Raw genomic sequence first — 18526 nt, forward strand, 5'->3', positions numbered from 1 at the left:
AGCAATTGCTGTTCTTTTTATATAGTATTTTCCTGATCTATTGAATCAGTCCTTATAAGTTATCCAAACGCTCTTTTCAGCAAGCTTTCTACTTTCGGTTCACTGCCTCTGAAGTTTTTGTAAAGTTCCATCGGATCTTTAGTTCCACCCGAAGAAAGCAATACTTTATACTTGGCAGCAATCTCAGGATTGAAGATTCCGTTTTCTTTGAAATACTGGAACGCATCAGCATCCAGAACTTCCGCCCATTTGTAAGAATAATATCCTGCAGAATATCCTCCCTGGAAAATATGGGAAAAACTTGGGCTCATTGCCGTTTCTGAATTAGATGGATAAAGAGTGGTTGCTTTGGTATACTTATCTTCAAACTCTTTGATGCTTTCGTTCTCCAGTTCTGCCACTTTTGTATGATAGTTCATGTCCAGAAGTCCGAAACCTAGCTGTCTTAAAGTCTGATATCCCTCCATGAAGTTTTTAGACTGCTCGATTTTTTCAATTTTTTCGTCGGGAAGAACTTCTCCTGTTTTATAATGCTTTGCAAAAGTCTTTAAGAACTCAGGTTCATAGCAAAAGTTTTCCAGAAACTGTGACGGAAGTTCTACAAAGTCCCATTTCACAGAAGTTCCGGAAAGAGTAGGATATTGAGTATCTGCCATCATTCCGTGAAGAGCATGCCCGAATTCATGGAATAAAGTAGTCACTTCCTGGAAAGTCAGTAAGCTAGGCGTATCTTTTGTCGGTTTGCTGAAGTTGCAGACAATGGAAATATGAGGACGGGAATTTTCCCCGTTTCGCTTGTATTGGTTTTTGTAGCTGGTCATCCATGCGCCGGCTCTTTTTCCTTTTCTCGGAAAATAATCAACGTATAATAATGCCTTATAATCAGATTCTGTCTTTCCTTTACTGGAAACCGCTATAATTTCTTTTACTTCATATACTTTTACATCGTCGTGGTATTTTGGAATGTCATTTCTTTCCTCAAAAGTCAGTCCGAAAAGTTCTCCAGCCAGCCCGAATACAGCATCCTGTACCTGGTTTAACGGAAAATAGGGTTTTAATTCTTCATCATTAAGATCAAATTTCGCCTTACGAAGTTTTTCAGCATAGAATGCATGGTCGTAACCTTGCATTTCCTCAATTCCGTCAGCTTTTGCTAACGCTTTTAATTCTTCAATTTCTTTATCAGCATACGGTTTTGCTTTGGTGAGAAGTTCATTTAAAAAATCCAAAACTTTTACCGGAGACTTGGCCATTCTTTCTTCAAGAACGAAATCAGCGTAGTTTTTATATCCTAAAAGTTCAGCTTTTTGTTGTTTTAAATTCAGAAGTTCTTTAATCAAATTCTGATTGTCAAATTCACCACCATCGAAAGATTTTTTACCATTGGCTAAAGCCAGTTCCTTTCTCAGTTCACGGTTTTCAGCATAGGTCATGAATGGAATATAGCTTGGATACTGTAAAGTGACCACCCAGCCTTCAAGATTCCTTTCTTTCGCTTCTTCAGCATATTGATCAATGATCGCCCCAGGAATTCCTGCAAGATCTTCTTTATTAGTGATATGTTTAAAATAAGCATTGGTGGAAGCCAGTACATTTTGTCCGAACTGTAAAGATTTTAAAGAAAGCTCCATGCTGATTTTCTTTAATTTTTCTTTGTCTTCATTATTGAGTAAAGCTCCGCTTCTTACAAAACCTTTGTAGGTCTCATTCAAAAGCATTTCCTGCTCTTCATTCAGATTATATTTTTCCTTTTCATCATATACTTTCTTGATTTTGTTGAAAAGGGCTTCGTTTTGAGAAATTTTTGAAGAATATTCTGTTAAGATCGGAGAAACCTCCTGGGCAATCTGCTGGATTTCATCGCTGGTCTCTGCAGAATTTAAATTGAAAAAAATATTGGATACAACATCCAGCTGTTCTCCGGAATATGCCAATGCTTCGATAACATTTTCAAAAGTAGGAGCTTCAGAATTATTGACAATCGCATCAATTTCTGTTTCAGATTGTTGAATTAAATCTTTAAATGCCGGAAGATAATCTTCATTTTTAATGATATTGAAGGGTGCTGAATGATATGGAGTGTTAAATTTTTCAGTTAAAATATTCATTTTTTGATTTTTTATCAAGTTAATTTATATTAATTCATGGACAATCACAGCTAAAATCGTCAAAAATAATGCCTGAATGTCAAATTATGACAAAAATGCATTAACTTTAGTTTGATTTAATTTAGTTATGTCATAAGAACTATTTGGAGAAATGACTGATTGATCATCAATTATAATTTTGAACACAAACAATGATAAAGAAAACAATTTTTTCCTTTTTTTTTCTGTGCAGTTTTGCGAATGCACAAAAAGCAATTCAGCCTTATGGCGCAACTCCCTCTGAAAGACAATTGGCTTGGCATGATATTGAAGTTTATGGGATAGTACATTTTACACCCACTACCTTTGAGAATAAAGAATGGGGGTACGGTGATGCTGATCCGAAGATTTTCAATCCTACAAAATTCGATGCCGAGCAGATTGTAAAAGCAGCCAAAGCAGGCGGCCTGAAAGGATTGATCCTGGTGGCTAAGCATCATGACGGATTTGCCCTTTGGCCCACTCATACAACAGCATACAATATATCCAAAAGCCCTTTCAGGAACGGGCAAGGAGATATGGTGAAAGAAATGCAGCTTGCTACGCAAAAATATGGATTGCAGTTTGGAATTTACTGTTCTCCATGGGATAGGAACAATTCTGAATATGGAACATCAAAGTATCTTGATATTTACAAGGCTCAGCTGAAAGAATTGTACAGTAATTATGGTAAACTGTTTATAAGCTGGCATGATGGTGCCAACGGAGGCGATGGCTATTATGGAGGAGCCAGAGAAAAAAGAACAATTAACAATGCCGTGTATTATGACTGGAAAAAAATATGGGCTATTACAAGGGCTATGCAGCCTTCTGCCAATATATTCAGTGATGTTGGCTGGGATATAAGATGGGTAGGAAATGAAGATGGTAAAGCAGCAGAAACAAGTTGGGCTACTTTTACTCCCAAAGCTCCTCAAGGCAGTAATGAAGCTGTTCCCGGCCAGGGTAATTATCCGGAAAGTCCCACCGGTATCCGGAACGGAAAATTCTGGATGCCTGCTGAATGTGATGTTCCGCTTAGAAAAGGATGGTTTTTTCATGCAGAGGAAGCCCCAAAAACTGCAGAAGCTCTGTTTGACCTTTATCTCAATAGCGTAGGTCGTGGTGGTGCATTAGATTTAGGGTTGGCACCGGATATCAGCGGCCAGTTGCATGAAGATGATGTTAAAGAATTACAGAATTTCGGTACAATGGTACAAGAGACTTTTTCCCGTAATCTTGCAAAGGGAGCTGTAATCAAATCAAGTAATACCAGAGATAAGGATCATACATCAGCTGCTTTGTTAGATGGTGATAAAAAGAGTTTTTGGGCTACCGAAGATAATGTGCATCATGCAACTCTGGAAATGGATCTTCCGTCGGAACAGAAATTTGATATTATAAGTCTGCAGGAATTTATTCCTTTAGGACAAAGGATTGAAGCTTATTATATTGAAGTTTTTAAGGATAATGCATGGAAGATGGTCTACGAAGGCACAAGCATAGGAGCCAAAAGACTAATCAAATTATCTCAGCCACTTACCTGTAAAAAGCTGAGACTTACAATTACACAGTCTCCGGTATGCATTACCTTAAGTGAATTTGGGCTGTATAAAAAAGCATTACCATAATAAATATATTGATTTATCCCTTTTAATTAATAGTCGAGATTAATGATTAACTGAGAGTCCTTCGACAGGCTCAGGATGACAAGTCGAATACCAGCCGGAATTTTTGAGCGTTGTCAGGCTGAGCCTGTCGAAGCTATTATTACTACTAAAAGGAATAGGTCAACAAATATATTAGGCTTTTATTAAAGTTCTGCTGTGGACATTTTAATTAATCTTGTCATATGGAAAGATGGAGTGATGTGGGATTATTTAATTTTAGAACAGATTTGAAAATTATTATTAAAATAAATAACCTTAAATATTATAGACTATGAAAACACTCTTAAAAATTATTGGTACTATCATCGTACTGATTCTTATCTATGCTGTCATTGCCGTACTGACTTTCAGTAAAGACTATCACTATGAAAAATCTATTGTTATCAACGCACCACAGGAAAAAGTATGGGCCTATACAGGTAACTTAAAAGGATATAACCAATGGGATCCTTTTTCCAAAGCCGATAAAAACATTGTCATTACCTATTCGGGAAATGGAGATAAATTAGGAGATTCCTATCACTGGAAAGGAGATAAAAATGTAGGGGAAGGAGAACAATCTATTACTGAGCTGATGCCCAATCAGAAAATGAGTACCAAACTTCATTTTATAGAACCTTTTGAAGGAACTGCTAAAAGTAACATCGTATTAACTCCCGAAGGTAACGGAACAAAAGTAACCTGGATGATTGATAATGAACTAAATACCATAATGAAGATCATGAAGCCTATGATGGATAGTAATATGGATAAAATGTTTGGTCAGGGATTAGATGATCTGAAGAAACTTGCTGAAAAATAATAGGAAAGCCTTGTAAAGTTGGACTGCCCCCAAAAAGATAGACACTTTTTAGGGGCTTTTTTTATATGATTCTTCATAGAGTATAATCATAGTCTTCTATACTTTCATTTTTGCGGATAATGTCCATTTTTCAAAAGTTATTTTCCATTACGATATTGAAATATTATTCTAAAAATATTATCTTTATATAAAGAATCGATTGTATGGAGAAGATTGTATTTGAAAAAAGTGATATCAGAGACTTTGTGAAGACAATCATTGCAGAGAAAATTGAAAAGCTTAAAAACTTTATTGAATTTACCCTTGAAGCCAGCCGTGACATCAAAAAAACTCCGAAATATGACAGTATGAGAGAAGAGATGCAAGAGGAGATTTATCAGATGCAGCGACAGCTGGGAGCTTTGAATGATCTTAAAATAAATATGGCAAAAGTCCTGAATACAGCTACAGAAAGAGTACAGCTTGGCTCGCTGGTCATCACCAACAAGGCCAGGTTTTATATATCAGTGTCATTAGGTGAATTCTTTTTTGAAGGAGACAGGTTTTACGCGATATCTCCAGAAAGTCCTATGGCAAAAAAAATGATTGGAATGAAACCAGGCGATGAATTTACCCTAAACAAAATCCATCAGAAAATTGTGGAAGTATTATAAATGTGAATAGCAAATTTTGCTTCACAACTAAATCATGAATGGATCATAAAAGACAGCTTCAAATTTATTTGAAGTTTTATTTTTATTTAATATTTTGGACATCAGAAATATATAACCATGAAATTTGATAATTTAAGAACCAGCAGGTTCAATCATTGGGTAATTATACATCTGAGGTATCTGGTGGGCTTTGCTTTTTTTCCGTCAGGACTGGTAAAGCTATTGGGAGAGAGGTTCACAAGAATTTCAACAGAGCATCCGATCGGGTATTTCTTTGAAGCTCTTTATCGGTCTGGTTTTTATTGGAATTTCTTAGGACTTGCACAGCTAACAGCCGGGATTCTACTGATGACACAGCGTTTCGCAACACTTGGAGCATTAATGTTTCTGGCTATATTGACTAATATATGGATCATTACCATCAGCCTTTCCTTTACTGGAACATGGATGATAACATCTTTAATGATGATAGCTGTTCTCATACTGATGGTGTGGGACCAGCATAAACTGCTTCCAATTTTTAATTATAACAAGGCAAGTGTGGTAAAAGAATATCCAGATCCCGGTCGCAATTGGATAATGGCCGGAGTGGTGTATGCTATAAGCTTTATTGCATTGTATATGCTGAATCCTGTGAAAGGAGAAGAATATGAAAAATGGCTGGGGATATTATTGATCTTAATCATTCTTATAACCTTTACCATAAGTAATTATAAAGCGTATAAAAATTATAAAATAGCTATCAATAGTTGACGTTTTAAATGCAATGGATTGAATTTCATGTTGTAAATTTGCAGGTATGAATAATGCATCCATTTTAAAAGAAATCATAGAGCAAAGAAGAAGTATTTTTCCGAAGGATTATACCGACGCAGAAATACCTCAGGAAGTTTTGGAGGAGATTTTAAACGCTGCTACATTGGCTCCCAATCATAAACGTACTAAACCCTGGCGTTTCAAAATATTCAAAGGGGAAGAAAAAGCACAGCTGGCATCAGAAATGCAGGCTATCTATAAAGCCACTACACCCGAACCGCTTTTTCTGGAAAAAAAATACAATGATATTGGTTTCAAAATCAATAAAGCCAATGTTGTCGTTTCTATCGTAGTCAATTTCAGCGGTATGGTTCCGGAATGGGAAGAAATAGCAGCCACATCAATGGCCGTACAGAATATGTATCTTACCTGCACTGCAAATAATATCGGGTGCTACTGGAGTTCTCCCAAAATTGTAGACGAGTTGAAAAACTCTCTTACTATTGAGGAAAACCAGAAATGTCTGGGACTTTTCTATATGGGTGAAGTGTAAAATGAAGAATATTTACAGAAATTATAATGATGAAGATTTGCATGCCGCTTATCTTCATATGACTGATCATACGGGCAAAGTCAATGATGAATTGCGTGAGGCCATCAGTCGGAAATTCAATTATGATGAATTTGTAAAAGCAGCAGAATACAGAAAAATATTAGTCAAAGAAAAAGAGAGAATTTCATTGGAAGTACACAAAAAAGTACAGGAAGGAGAAAATATAGATGCTATCCTTGAAAGTATTTCTTCAGAAATGATTGGCAGCAGCGATTTGAAGATTTTTATTCTGAATAAATTTGATCAGTTTTCAAAAGTTAGAGAAAACGATAAGATAGATAAGAAAATAATTTTCAAAAGCCTTTTAGGACTTGTAATAGCTTCTTTTACTGGAAGTCTTTTTTTAAAGGCTGTGATTACATCTACCGGACAGTTTTCATTTTTTCTGATGATACCTGCTTATATTATCAACTATTTGGTGATCTATGGGATTACAGGAAAGACAAGAGATAATTTTGTTGTTTTCATGGCTGTTTTAATTTCTGTTATTATTTCAACAGTCTTCTCTTTTGCACTGATTAGTTAAAAAAATAATTTGAATTTATAAAACTTTTCACTCAGAGCTTTTTACTTCAAACTTTTTTATTATCTTTGCACTCTTAAATATTTAACTGGGACGAGTTCCCGTAAAATTCAAACATTATGTCAGTAAAAATCAGATTACAAAGACACGGTAAAAAAGGAAAGCCTTTTTTCCACATCGTGGTTGCAGATTCTAGAGCTAGAAGAGATGGTAGATTCATCGAAAAACTAGGTACTTACAACCCAATTACTAACCCGGCAACTATCGAATTGAACGTTGATTCTGCTGTACAGTGGTTAAACAACGGTGCTCAGCCAACTGATACTGCTAGAGCTATTTTATCTTACAAAGGTGCTCTTTACAAAAAACACTTACAAGGTGGTGTAGCTAAAGGTGCTTTTGATGAAGCTGAAGCTGAAAAAAGATTCAATGCTTGGGTAGAAGCTAAAGATGCTAAAGTACAAGGTAAAGTAGACGGTTTAGCTACAGCTAAAGCTGATGCTAAGAAAGCTGCTTTAGAAGCTGAAGTAAAAGTAAACGAAGCTAGAGTTGCTGCTGCTGCACAAGCTGAAGCTGATGCTAAAGCTGCTGAAGAAGCTGCCAACGCACCTGCTGAAGAAGTTGTTGCTGAAGCTACAGAAGGAGAAGCTCCTGCTGCTGAAACTGAAGAAAACACTGAAGCTTAAGAACAAACCCTGTTATGCGTAAAGAAGATTGCTATTTTTTAGGTAAAATCACACGCAGACATGGACTTGCGGGTAACGTAATCCTTAAATTGGATACCGATCAACCCGAGCTTTACAATAAACTGGAATCAATATTCGTTGAAATCAACGGATTATTGGTTCCATTTTTTATTGAAAAATCATCATGGAGTAAACTGGATGCTCTGAATCTTGCATTCAAAAACTCTTCTGAGGCTATGGTAGATCAGGTGTTGGGTAAAAGTGTTTACCTTCCACTTGCTTCACTGCCTAAACTTTCAGGAAAACAATTCTATTACCACGAAATCATCGGATTCGAGATTTTTGATCAAAATGATAACAATTGTGGCGTGATCAGATCTGTAAATGATCAGACAGCACAAGTGTATTTTATTACCAATCTGGATGGGAAAGAAGTGGTTATTCCTATGATCAAAGACTGGATTCTTGAAGTGGACAGAGAAGAAAGAACCATCAAAATGGAACTTCCTGAAGGTCTTATTGATGTTTTTCTTGTTCCTTCAAAGAAAGACGAATAGTTTTTACAATAAGCAAATAAGTTTTTATTTCCTGCTTTTTTTTAATACCCTTTTTCATAAAAATATCCCTCAACAGTTCGTTAGCTATAGGAGGTCTTCATGATAAATTTTGTTTTAATCGGTCAATCTGGTCGTACAGTTTATTGAAAAATATTTTTCTTTCCCTGTTTCCGGATTCATTCAGTGATCTGGAATTTTTGATCTGATGCTCAAAATAGCTCAGAGAATCCTCACACGTAACTTTATCATTGGTCATCATATATCCGAACATGCTGAAAGGTACAAAAAAGGAACATTGTTCTTCATTTTTAAATAAAATACTGTTATTTAAAATGACTAAATCATTCACATAGATCTGAAAATTAGTTTTTTCAAGTGTTTTGATTTCGAGCCCTTCCAGTAATTTTTTCAGGTCTTCCAGAATAAGATCCACATCATTTTTCTTTAATAACCCCATTTCATAATAGAACGAAATTTGTCTTAAAGCACTCATAATGGTGGTGTCATTCCATATTTCCGTTACATTTTGTTTATCATAAAGATCTTTCAGCATCTCGTTTTTTACAGAATGGTATTCCATCGTAAACTCATGAAACGGACTTAAAAACTTATCCTGGTTCAATAAATTCATCCAGACATAAAACTTGAAACGAGACAGCATTGAATCTGAAATAGTATAAAAAAACGGGATGTCTTTCGCAGAATAAAACACTTTGGAATTGGTGATGTTCTGAAAAACATTCAAAATTTTCAAAGAGTTCTCGAAATAATTTAAAAGATCTCCGGTGGTTTTTACAGGTTGCGTTCTTTTGACCACCAACTGATTTTCCGTTCCCAGAAACTGATCCAAAGAGATCTGATAATATTTGGCGAGCTCCAGAGCTTCCCCAAAACTGAACTTGGCTTTCATAGAAGTCCTTCTGTGAGCTGCATCATAGCTGATGTTAAGAATGTTGGCAATCTCATCATTTAAAGATTTCTCACCAATTTTTCTTCGGATTTCCCTCAATAAAGCTTCCTGGTGCATAGTTTTGTGATTTTCACAAATGTAGTATTTTTTGTGGAAAGAGTTGTTGATTTTCTGTTGAGAAGGGCGGAAGCTTGAAGCTGCGAGAAGCGAAGTATCGGAGGTCGAAAGAATCAATAACAATTTAAAAGTAATTGGATTTATAATCACTATTACTACTGATCACTCAAAGTGACTTCCGGCTTCTTTCTTCCGGCTTCCAACCCCGCGTTTTGCGATTTTCGCGAACAGGATGTTTTTTTTAATTTTTTTTCACATTCGAAACTGAGTCTTCTGCTGATAATTTTGATCTGTAATTTAAAATAACGAGTTATGAAAACACGAATTTTATTAATAGCAGGTCTTTTGATCAATAGTCTGGCTTATGCATCAGACAGTCTAAAAGTAGATTCTTTGAAACCAAGACTGATTGCAGCTTCACCTTCAAAGAATGTGAGAAATGTCAATGGAGTTTTATTTAAATATTATGATGAGGAAGATCATTTTAAGCCTAAAAAAGTGAACGGATTAGGAATGGGTTTTAATGTGATGGGCATTTTTCTTCCACCACTCATGCTTTTTACTTTACAGCCTGATCATTGGAATCTTAATGATGATTATGTAATTGTTCCTCGTGAAAAAATGAATACCATTAACGGACTGCAGCTGTCGCTCATCAATATGGAACCTACGGTAACCAATGGGCTGGAAATCAATGTTTCGAGTAATATCAATACGTATGCTGTGACGAACGGGATGTCTGTTTCTCCGTTTTTTAATCTGCATCATGAGATGAAAGGTATTTCTGTAGCGCCATTGGCCAATATCGGGCAGAAATGCCGGGGAATACAGATCGGTTTGTACAATCAATGTAAAGATTTCAGAGGAATACAAATTGGAGGATGGAATGAGAATGGAAGAAGAAAGCTTCCTCTGATTAATTGGAATTTTAAGAAGCAGATAACAAAGAAGGCGCTGCAGGAGAGTCGCCAAAATAAGTTTTAACCATTACATAATCAAGCCATGAAAAACTATACGCTGATCTTATTTTTACTGATGCTGTCAATACGTATTTTTTCACAAAATACAGTGAATGATACCTTGAAAGCCCAAACAGAAGAACCTTTTGATTATAAAAAATATTATGACTGTGATTTTGGAGAAGGGAATGTTTTGATTGTCATTAAAAAAGGAAAAGAATTTACAGATCTGACAGATTTAAGAAAATCCGGGAAAGGTTTTGCCATTAAAATGGAAGCGATCTATAGTATGGAATTTTCGGATGGGAAAAGGTATGAATCAAGTGTGGTGAAGAACATTACAAAGGACAGCCTTTCAATCACGAATTTTTTCAATGAAAATGCTGCCAGGCTTGCGGGAGAACCTTTTAAACTAATTACTTATCCACTTTCATCTTTGAAATATATCCGCTTTATTGATGACCGGATGCTATCACTGTACAGCAGGAAAAATATTCAGAAAAATTTTGATTTAATTGTGAAGAAAATGGATAGGGCGAAAATGTGTCCTGCGGTTATAGATTTTAAAGAAACAAACGAAACTAAAGTCTGCCATTTTTATCTGACCTCTCAGGGATATGATCTTCTTTATGAGGATAAGGGAAGGGTATATTATATGGAAGGAAAAGTAGAGTGGAAATGATTTTTTGAGAGAGTGTAATTTCATTCTGTACTCTCTCTTTGTTGATTTATCATCACTAATTTTAACGAAAATATTGATTAATACATGGAAAAAAGCAAAAGGAGTGATGCATCTACTGAAGAAAAATAATATTTTTGTAATATAGCCAGGATGAGTGATGAAATTAAAATATTTACTAATGTTATTGGTTATTGGAAATGTGTTTTTTCATGCACAGACCAATAATGCTGAAAAAAATATTCCGGAAAAAAGGACTTATAAAGAGTTGGAAGATGAATTCTATAAGGCGTTGCCCGGAGATACAAACCGTACAAAAAGTATTGCCGGTTCTTATCTTAAAAAGGCAAAATCTGAAAAAAATCTGACTCAGATTGCTGAGGGATATGTTATGCTTCATTTTGAGGAAGATTTACCCAATGCATTAAAATACCTTGACAGCTTACAACGCATCACCAGAAATTCAAAAGAAAATATCTATCCGGCGAGAATCTATCTGTTAAGAGGAAACCTGTATTTTAAAACCGATAATCTCCAGGCTGCATTAAACAATTATATCCTGGGATTAAAATATGCAAAAGAAAAAGGAAATAAAAGGCAGATTGCTATGGCGCATATCAGTATTGCCTATCTTAATAATTATATCGGAAAGCATGCCGAGACAGCAAAAGTTTTGAAACATTATGCCTATGATGCCGATTATATGAATCAGGATGAAAAGAATTCCCTGAAATTGAATCTGGCAGATGCCTATATAGAGATTAATAAAATGGATTCTGCTTATGCATTGATACAGGAAGGCTTACTGGATTCCAAAAAAAATAAAGATGTTTACCGTTATTATCAAAACCTTGGGCTGCTGGGATATTATCATCTGCATTTGAAAAACTATCAGAAAGCGATTAACGGTTTATTGGAGTGTGAAAAGTATTTCTTTACCCAAAATAATGGCAGTAAAAGAAACCATAATTATACCCTTCTGTATTTGGGAAAATCTTATGCCGGACTTCAGGAAAAAGAGAAAGCAACAGAATTGTTTCGAAAGATTGATTCTTTGGTTCTTAAAACGAATTATATTTATCCAGAGCTGAGAGATGTATACACTTACCTGATTGATTATTATAAAGAAAATAATGATAAAGAAAAGCAGCTGTATTATGTAGACCGGTTTTTAAAGGTGGATCAGGTTCTGGATACTCAGTTCAGATATATTTCCAGAGAACTTCCCAGAAGATATGATACCCCGGAGCTGCAGCAGGAGAAAGATGATATTACCAATGAGCTTACCAAAAGAAAAAGCCTTTTTTATATCGTGCTGAGCCTTTTGTTGATTTCACATTTGTTATTTATCAACGTTTATTTTAAATATAAAAAGTCTGAAAAGAACTATAAGAAGATCGCTCAGGACCTTATTCAATCCGTTAATGAAAACAGGGTAGGAAAAAGCAGTGACCGGGAAATTAATAAAGAAATTTCATCAGAACCTCTTGTCTCAGAAAATCCAGAAGATAAAACATCCAGAACTATTTCTGAAGATATTGCCCGGAATATTTTACATGAACTTGAAATATTTGAAAGCAAAGATCAGTTTTTGAATAAAGGAATTACGTTGGGAAGTCTGGCCAAAAAAATAAAAACAAACTCAAAATATCTGTCAGAAATTATCAATACTTACAAAGGGAAAAACTTTGCAACCTATCTCAATGATCTTCGTATTGATTATGCCATCAGCAGATTGGCCAACGACAAAAAATTCAGGTCTTATAAAATTCCTTTTATTGCCGAAGAATTAGGATATAATAATGAGCAGGCTTTCACTTTAGCCTTCAAAAAACGAACCGGAACACCACTTTCTGTCTACTTGAAAGAAATTGAAAATATGTCTTTGGATTAAGTTTAATATATTGTTTATCAATTGTTTATTGTTTATAAATTCATGTTTTTAGGTATATAAATTTATGAATCTATAAAGCATTCCCTTGTGTCATTCTTCCACTTCCTGCATCTTTGCTTCAGGTAAAAACACAACCATTTATTTTGTATGTGCACAATACAAGATATCAGTTCCAAAATGTTGATCATTTAAAAAATCAAGTCAGGAATTGTATCATAAAAATTCTTAATGAAGAGGATAAAAACTAAAAAAATAACCAATAAAACTAAAATATAAATAATGAAGAAATTGTTCAGAATGTAAAGATGTAAAGTGTAGTGATCATTTAAAAATCATTAAACAATATAAATCCGGTGAATCCGCCACAGTTTAAAAGTATAGTATAGTCTAAAAATGGATGTAAGACCCGGTAATGACCACAAACGTATCACTTAAAAACTAATAACCATTTACAATAGACTAATTCCATGAAAACTCAGAATAAAATCATATTTTATTCTTTTAAAAGTGATTGTGTAAGTGTGTTCATTCCGGGTATTCCGGATTTTATTGAAGTTCAGGATAATATTGAGTGGAAATGTACCTGAAAATGAAGAAGAGCCAGCAGAAGAAAAGGTGAATTTCCTGAACAGAAAGTTTAAATACTTGTTAAATGATTTTTAAAGACGGCGCAATCATCAAGTTGCGCTGTTTTTTTGTAACTTTGCAGACATTAATTTTTATATAAAAAATTTATCATCAACAAATGAAAAAGCAAACGATCAAAGAAGTCCTAAAGGATTACAAGAAAGTATTACATCATGACATTACAGTTTACGGATGGGTAAGATCCTTCCGTGCTAATCGCTTTATTGCGCTTAATGATGGTTCTACGATTAATAATTTGCAGATAGTTGTTGATTTCGAAAATTTTGATGAAGCCATCATCAAGAATATAAGTACAGCTTCTTCCCTGAAAGTAGTAGGAGAAGTGGTGGAAAGCCAGGGAGCAGGACAGTCTGTGGAAATTATCGCAAAAAAAATTATTATTTTAGGAGATAACTTTACGGAAGAACTTCAGAGTACAATTCTTCAGCCTAAGAAACACAGTCTTGAAAAACTTCGTGAGCAGGCTCACTTAAGATTCAGAACGAACCTTTTCGGAGCAGTATTCAGAGTACGTCACGCAGTAAGTTTTGCCGTTCATTCATTCTTCAACCAGAATCAGTTTTTCTATATCAACACACCGGTAATTACAGGAGCTGATGCAGAAGGAGCAGGTGAAATGTTTGGGGTAACCAACTTTGATCTGAATAACATGCCGAAAACTGAAGATGGTGAAATTGATTTTGCACAGGATTTCTTCGGTAAAAAAACAAACCTTACCGTTTCAGGACAGCTTGAAGGAGAAACTGCAGCAATGGGATTGGGAAGAATTTATACATTCGGACCTACTTTCCGTGCTGAAAATTCCAACACAACAAGACACCTTGCCGAATTCTGGATGATTGAGCCGGAAGTGGCATTCAACAACCTTGAAGACAATATCGACCTTGCGGAAGATTTCTTAAAATATGTGATCCAGTATGTATTGGATAACTGTAAAGATGATCTTGAGTTCTTAGACAACCGTTTTGCGGAAGAACAAAAGACAAAACCGGAAAAAGAAAGAGCAAAAGAAGGTCTTATCGAAAAACTTCAGAATGTTGTCGCGAAGCGTTTTAAGCGTGTAAGCTATACAGAAGCCATCGAAATTTTATTGAACTCTAAAGAAAACAAAAAAGGAAAATTTGCTTACCCGGTTGAAAAATGGGGAACAGACCTTCAGTCTGAGCATGAAAGATACCTTGTTGAAAAACACTTTGAAAGCCCGGTAGTATTATTTGACTATCCGAAAGAAATCAAAGCTTTCTATATGAAACTGAACGATGACAACAAAACTGTTGCCGCTATGGATGTTCTTTTCCCTGGTATCGGTGAGATCATCGGCGGATCAGAGAGAGAAGCAAGATTAGATGTTTTAAAACAGAAGATGGCAGATATGCATGTAGATGAACACGAGCTTTGGTGGTACCTTGATACCAGAAAATTCGGTTCTGTACCGCATGCAGGCTTTGGTTTAGGATTGGAAAGATTAGTTCTTTTCGTAACGGGAATGACGAACATCAGAGATGTGATCCCTTTCCCTAGAACGCCGAAAAGCGCTGAATTCTAGAACAATAAAAAAAGCCTTAATCACAAGTTAAGGCTTTTTTTATTATTTAATAGTTTATTATATTAGGGTAAGTAATGCAAAAATCATGCTAAATGTGTTTTTTATCAAATAAATTTATTAAATTCGTAGAATATGTTATGTTAAAACGTAAATAAGAATATGCTTAAACAACACTTACAACTCAAATTAGGACAGAAGCTGGCCCCTCAGCAGATCCAGTTGATGAAGCTTATTCAGCTTCATACTCTTGAATTTGAAGAGGAGTTGGAGAGAGAGTTAGAAGAAAACCCAGCTTTGGAAATTGCGAAAGAAGATTCTAAGGAAGATGAGTATTCTTCTCTGGAAGATGCTTATCAGGATGAGGGTACAGAAAGCATTGAGACAGATTTCGACGTCAATGAATATATCTATGACGACGAACCAAGCTATAAAACCGCATCCAGCAACTACTCTCCGGATGATGAAGAATTTGATAACGAAAGCCTTCTAACGGAGGGACAATCTTTATATGACTATCTTACAGAACAGATTCATTTGGTAAATATCAATGATGAAGATCTTAAGATTGCAGAATACCTTATCGGGAATCTAGATACGGACGGATATCTGAGAAGAGAGATTAAATCAATAGTTGACGATCTTGCTTTCTCACAGGGAATCTATACCACTAAAGAAAGAGTGGAAGATATCCTTGAAAATTATGTTCAGAAGCTGGATCCGCCAGGAGTGGGAGCAAGAGGTCTGCAGGAATGTCTTTTATTACAGATTGAAAAGAAAGTAAGCTCTGATAAAGCTGTTTCTTTGGCTGCCAATATTTTAAGACATCAGTTTGAAGCTTTAACCAATAAGCATTATAACAAGATCATTCAGAAATATGATATTGAAGAAGACGATCTGAAAGATGCTCTGGATGAAATCTCAAAATTATCTCCGAAAGTAGGAGGGAATTTTGATACCCAGACGATTACCATTAATCAGGAAATTATTCCGGACTTTGTGATTCAGGTGAAAGACGGGCAGGTAGTTCCTATGCTGAACAGCAAAAATGCACCTACATTAAGAGTTTCTGAAGAATATAAAGATATCCTAACTACCTATTCCCATGATAAAAACTCATCGGAACACAAGCAGGCAGCTTTATTTATCAAACAGAAGCTGGATGCTGCAAAATGGTATATTGATGCCATTAACCAGCGTCAGAATACCTTATTACAGACGATTACAGCCATTGTAAAGTTCCAGAAGGATTATTTCATTACGGGTGACGAAAAGTCGCTGAAACCAATGATTCTAAAAGATGTTGCAGATATTACAGGTTTTGATATCTCTACCATTTCAAGGGTGGTAAAAAGTAAGTATGCAGATACTCCTAACGGGATTGTATATTTAAAAGATCTGTTCTCAGACAGCTTAACGAATGATGATGGAGAAGAGGTTTCTACCAAAGAGATCAAAACCCATCTTCAGGAAGTTATCAGCAAAGAAAATAAGAGAAAGCCGCTTACAGATGATGCATTAGTGGTGATTCTGAAGGAACAGGGGTATAATATTGCCAGAAGAACGATTGCAAAATATCGTGAACAGCTCAATATTCCTGTCGCAAGATTAAGAAAAGAACTTTAAATATGAAAAAAGCATTTCAATCTGAAATGCTTTTTTGTTTTTAGTTCTTCAGCTAAAATGGTACAGTTTTTTACCTTTCAATCAGCTCTGCTTTACATTTTCTAACCCAAGCTCTCTCATAGAAATCTCCCGCATTTCAACCTTTCTTATTTTTCCGGAAATAGTCATGGGGAATTCATCTACAAATTTCCAGTATTTCGGTACTTTATAATGGGCAATTCTTCCTTTACAGTATTCCTGCAGCTCTTCTGCGGTGATGGTAAATCCTTTTCTCACTTTTACCCAGGCCATCACTTCTTCCCCAAATTTTTCACTGGGAATACCAATGATCTGGACATCAAGAATGTTGGTGTAAGTATATAAAAAATCTTCAATTTCTTTAGGCGAAATGTTTTCTCCACCCCGGATGATGAGGTCTTTTATCCTTCCTGAAATGGTAATATAGCCGTCTTTGTCCATTACTGCCATATCTCCGGTATGCATCCAGCGGGCATCATCCAGTACTTTTTTTGTATTTTCAGGATCATTCCAGTATTTCAGCATGACAGAATATCCTCTGGTGCAAAGTTCACCATGCTCTCCACGTTTTAAAGTCCTTCCGTTTTCATCAATGATTTTGATCTCAAGGTGATCCTGAACAGTTCCTACAGTGCTGACCTGTTTTTCCAGCGGTGTTCCTATTAAAGTCTGAGTAGATACTGGTGAAGTTTCCGTCATCCCGTAGCAGATGCTCATTTCTTTAATATTCATCAGGCTTTCCACTTTTTTCATAATCTCCGGAGGGCATACGGAACCAGCCATAACACCTGTCCTTAAACTTGAAAAATCATAGCTGTCAAAATCTTTTACTGCCAGTTCAGCAATAAACATGGTGGGTACTCCATACAAGGAAGTACATTTTTCATCCGAAACAGCTTTTAAAGTAATCTCCGGATCAAAACTATCATTGGGGATTACCATACAGGCTCCGTGAGCTGTACAGCATATATTTCCGATCACCATCCCAAAACAGTGGTAAAAGGGTACAGGAATGCAGACACGGTCTTTCTCAGTATATTTTAGCCTGATGCCGATAAAATAACCGTTATTGAGAATATTATGATGAGAAAGTGTGACACCTTTAGGGAAACCGGTCGTTCCGGAAGTATACTGGATATTAACAGGATCGTCAAACTGTACATGCTCTTCAAAACTGTGAAGCACTTCGTCAGAAATTTCCTGCCCGTTATTCACAAAGTATTCCCAGTTTTCATCAAAGAATATTTCGTGCTCAAGGGTTGGACATACTTCTTTTGCATATTCAACCATCTCTTTATAATTGCTGGTTTTAAAGCTTAAAGAAGAGAAAATAAAACGAACTTCAGACTGATTGAGTACGTACGTCAGTTCATGAGTTCTATAGGCCGGATTGATATTCACTAAAATAGTTCCTATTCTTGCCGTTGCATACTGTAAAAGTACCCATTCATAACGGTTGGAAGACCAGATCCCGATTCTGTCTCCCGCTTTTGCTCCTAAAAATAATAAAGCTTTTGCAACAGCTGTAGTCTGATTGTAAAATTCCTGATAAGTAGCTCTGTAATTCTGATGAACGCAGACTAATGCTTCCTGGTGGGGGTGTTTTTCGACAGTACTTTTAAGATTGGCTCCGATAGTCTGTCCTAATAATGAAACCTCAGAAGTTCCATATACATAAGATAAGGGCATAGTTTAAGATTTGGTGGGATAAAATTAACAATTATATCCCGAACTATGCTTATGTGT

The 18526-nt window shown here is 35.6% G+C and carries 16 protein-coding genes; 13 read left to right on the plus strand and 3 right to left on the minus strand.

What is annotated here, in order from left to right; genetic code table 11:
* Positions 1-59: 59 nt before the first annotated feature.
* Positions 60-2108 (minus strand): M3 family metallopeptidase, encoded by a 2049-nt coding sequence (locus ACODR7_RS03685; RefSeq protein ID WP_488837367.1) that lies wholly within the window; start codon positions 2106-2108, stop codon positions 60-62.
* 191 nt (positions 2109-2299) lie between these two features.
* Between ACODR7_RS03685 and ACODR7_RS03690 the strand changes: the two genes are divergently transcribed.
* From ACODR7_RS03690 to rimM, 8 genes are all read left to right on the plus strand, one after another.
* On the plus strand, positions 2300-3757 hold the full coding sequence (locus ACODR7_RS03690; RefSeq protein ID WP_488837369.1) for an alpha-L-fucosidase: 1458 nt from the start codon (positions 2300-2302) through the stop codon (positions 3755-3757).
* 310 nt (positions 3758-4067) lie between these two features.
* Positions 4068-4598 (plus strand): SRPBCC family protein, encoded by a 531-nt coding sequence (locus tag ACODR7_RS03695; RefSeq protein WP_488837370.1) that lies wholly within the window; start codon positions 4068-4070, stop codon positions 4596-4598.
* Between the two features lie 203 nt (positions 4599-4801).
* A complete protein-coding gene (locus ACODR7_RS03700; RefSeq protein ID WP_488837371.1) occupies positions 4802-5251 on the plus strand; it encodes a GreA/GreB family elongation factor in 450 nt (149 codons plus the stop codon).
* A 117-nt stretch (positions 5252-5368) separates the two neighbouring features.
* A complete protein-coding gene (locus ACODR7_RS03705; RefSeq protein ID WP_488837372.1) occupies positions 5369-6004 on the plus strand; it encodes a DoxX family protein in 636 nt (211 codons plus the stop codon).
* Positions 6005-6050: 46 nt separating this feature from the next.
* Positions 6051-6560: a nitroreductase family protein gene (locus ACODR7_RS03710; protein ID WP_110367113.1), complete on the plus strand. Its 510-nt coding sequence runs from the start codon at positions 6051-6053 to the stop codon at positions 6558-6560.
* A 1-nt stretch (position 6561) separates the two neighbouring features.
* Positions 6562-7146, plus strand: a complete 585-nt coding sequence (locus ACODR7_RS03715) for a hypothetical protein (RefSeq protein WP_488837374.1) — start codon at positions 6562-6564, stop codon at positions 7144-7146.
* Between the two features lie 116 nt (positions 7147-7262).
* Positions 7263-7829 carry a 30S ribosomal protein S16 gene (locus ACODR7_RS03720; protein WP_076596322.1) on the plus strand — a complete coding sequence of 189 codons (567 nt, stop codon included), beginning with the start codon at positions 7263-7265 and terminating at the stop codon, positions 7827-7829.
* A 14-nt stretch (positions 7830-7843) separates the two neighbouring features.
* Positions 7844-8386 (plus strand): ribosome maturation factor RimM, encoded by a 543-nt coding sequence (gene rimM / locus ACODR7_RS03725; protein WP_488837376.1) that lies wholly within the window; start codon positions 7844-7846, stop codon positions 8384-8386.
* Positions 8387-8483: 97 nt separating this feature from the next.
* Here the strand turns inward: rimM and ACODR7_RS03730 are convergent, their stop codons facing one another.
* Positions 8484-9413: a helix-turn-helix domain-containing protein gene (locus ACODR7_RS03730; RefSeq protein WP_488837378.1), complete on the minus strand. Its 930-nt coding sequence runs from the start codon at positions 9411-9413 to the stop codon at positions 8484-8486.
* A gap of 312 nt (positions 9414-9725) precedes the next feature.
* Between ACODR7_RS03730 and ACODR7_RS03735 the strand changes: the two genes are divergently transcribed.
* From ACODR7_RS03735 to rpoN, 5 genes are all read left to right on the plus strand, one after another.
* The gene (locus ACODR7_RS03735) at positions 9726-10397 is read left to right on the plus strand and encodes a hypothetical protein (RefSeq protein WP_488837380.1); all 672 of its coding nucleotides are present in this window, start codon (positions 9726-9728) and stop codon (positions 10395-10397) included.
* An 18-nt stretch (positions 10398-10415) separates the two neighbouring features.
* Positions 10416-11054, plus strand: coding sequence for a hypothetical protein (locus ACODR7_RS03740; RefSeq protein ID WP_488837382.1), 639 nt, complete (start codon positions 10416-10418; stop codon positions 11052-11054).
* Positions 11055-11232: 178 nt separating this feature from the next.
* The gene (locus ACODR7_RS03745; RefSeq protein WP_488837384.1) at positions 11233-12945 is read left to right on the plus strand and encodes a helix-turn-helix domain-containing protein; all 1713 of its coding nucleotides are present in this window, start codon (positions 11233-11235) and stop codon (positions 12943-12945) included.
* Between the two features lie 745 nt (positions 12946-13690).
* Positions 13691-15139 carry an asparagine--tRNA ligase gene (asnS, locus tag ACODR7_RS03750; RefSeq protein ID WP_076596316.1) on the plus strand — a complete coding sequence of 483 codons (1449 nt, stop codon included), beginning with the start codon at positions 13691-13693 and terminating at the stop codon, positions 15137-15139.
* Between the two features lie 159 nt (positions 15140-15298).
* Positions 15299-16762 (plus strand): RNA polymerase factor sigma-54, encoded by a 1464-nt coding sequence (gene rpoN / locus ACODR7_RS03755; protein ID WP_076596315.1) that lies wholly within the window; start codon positions 15299-15301, stop codon positions 16760-16762.
* Positions 16763-16843: 81 nt separating this feature from the next.
* Here rpoN and ACODR7_RS03760 read toward each other — a convergent pair whose 3' ends face one another.
* Positions 16844-18469 carry an AMP-binding protein gene (locus ACODR7_RS03760; protein ID WP_488837386.1) on the minus strand — a complete coding sequence of 542 codons (1626 nt, stop codon included), beginning with the start codon at positions 18467-18469 and terminating at the stop codon, positions 16844-16846.
* Between the last annotated feature and the right edge of the window lie 57 nt (positions 18470-18526).

It is taken from the genome of Chryseobacterium sp. FG46 (assembly GCF_057809135.1).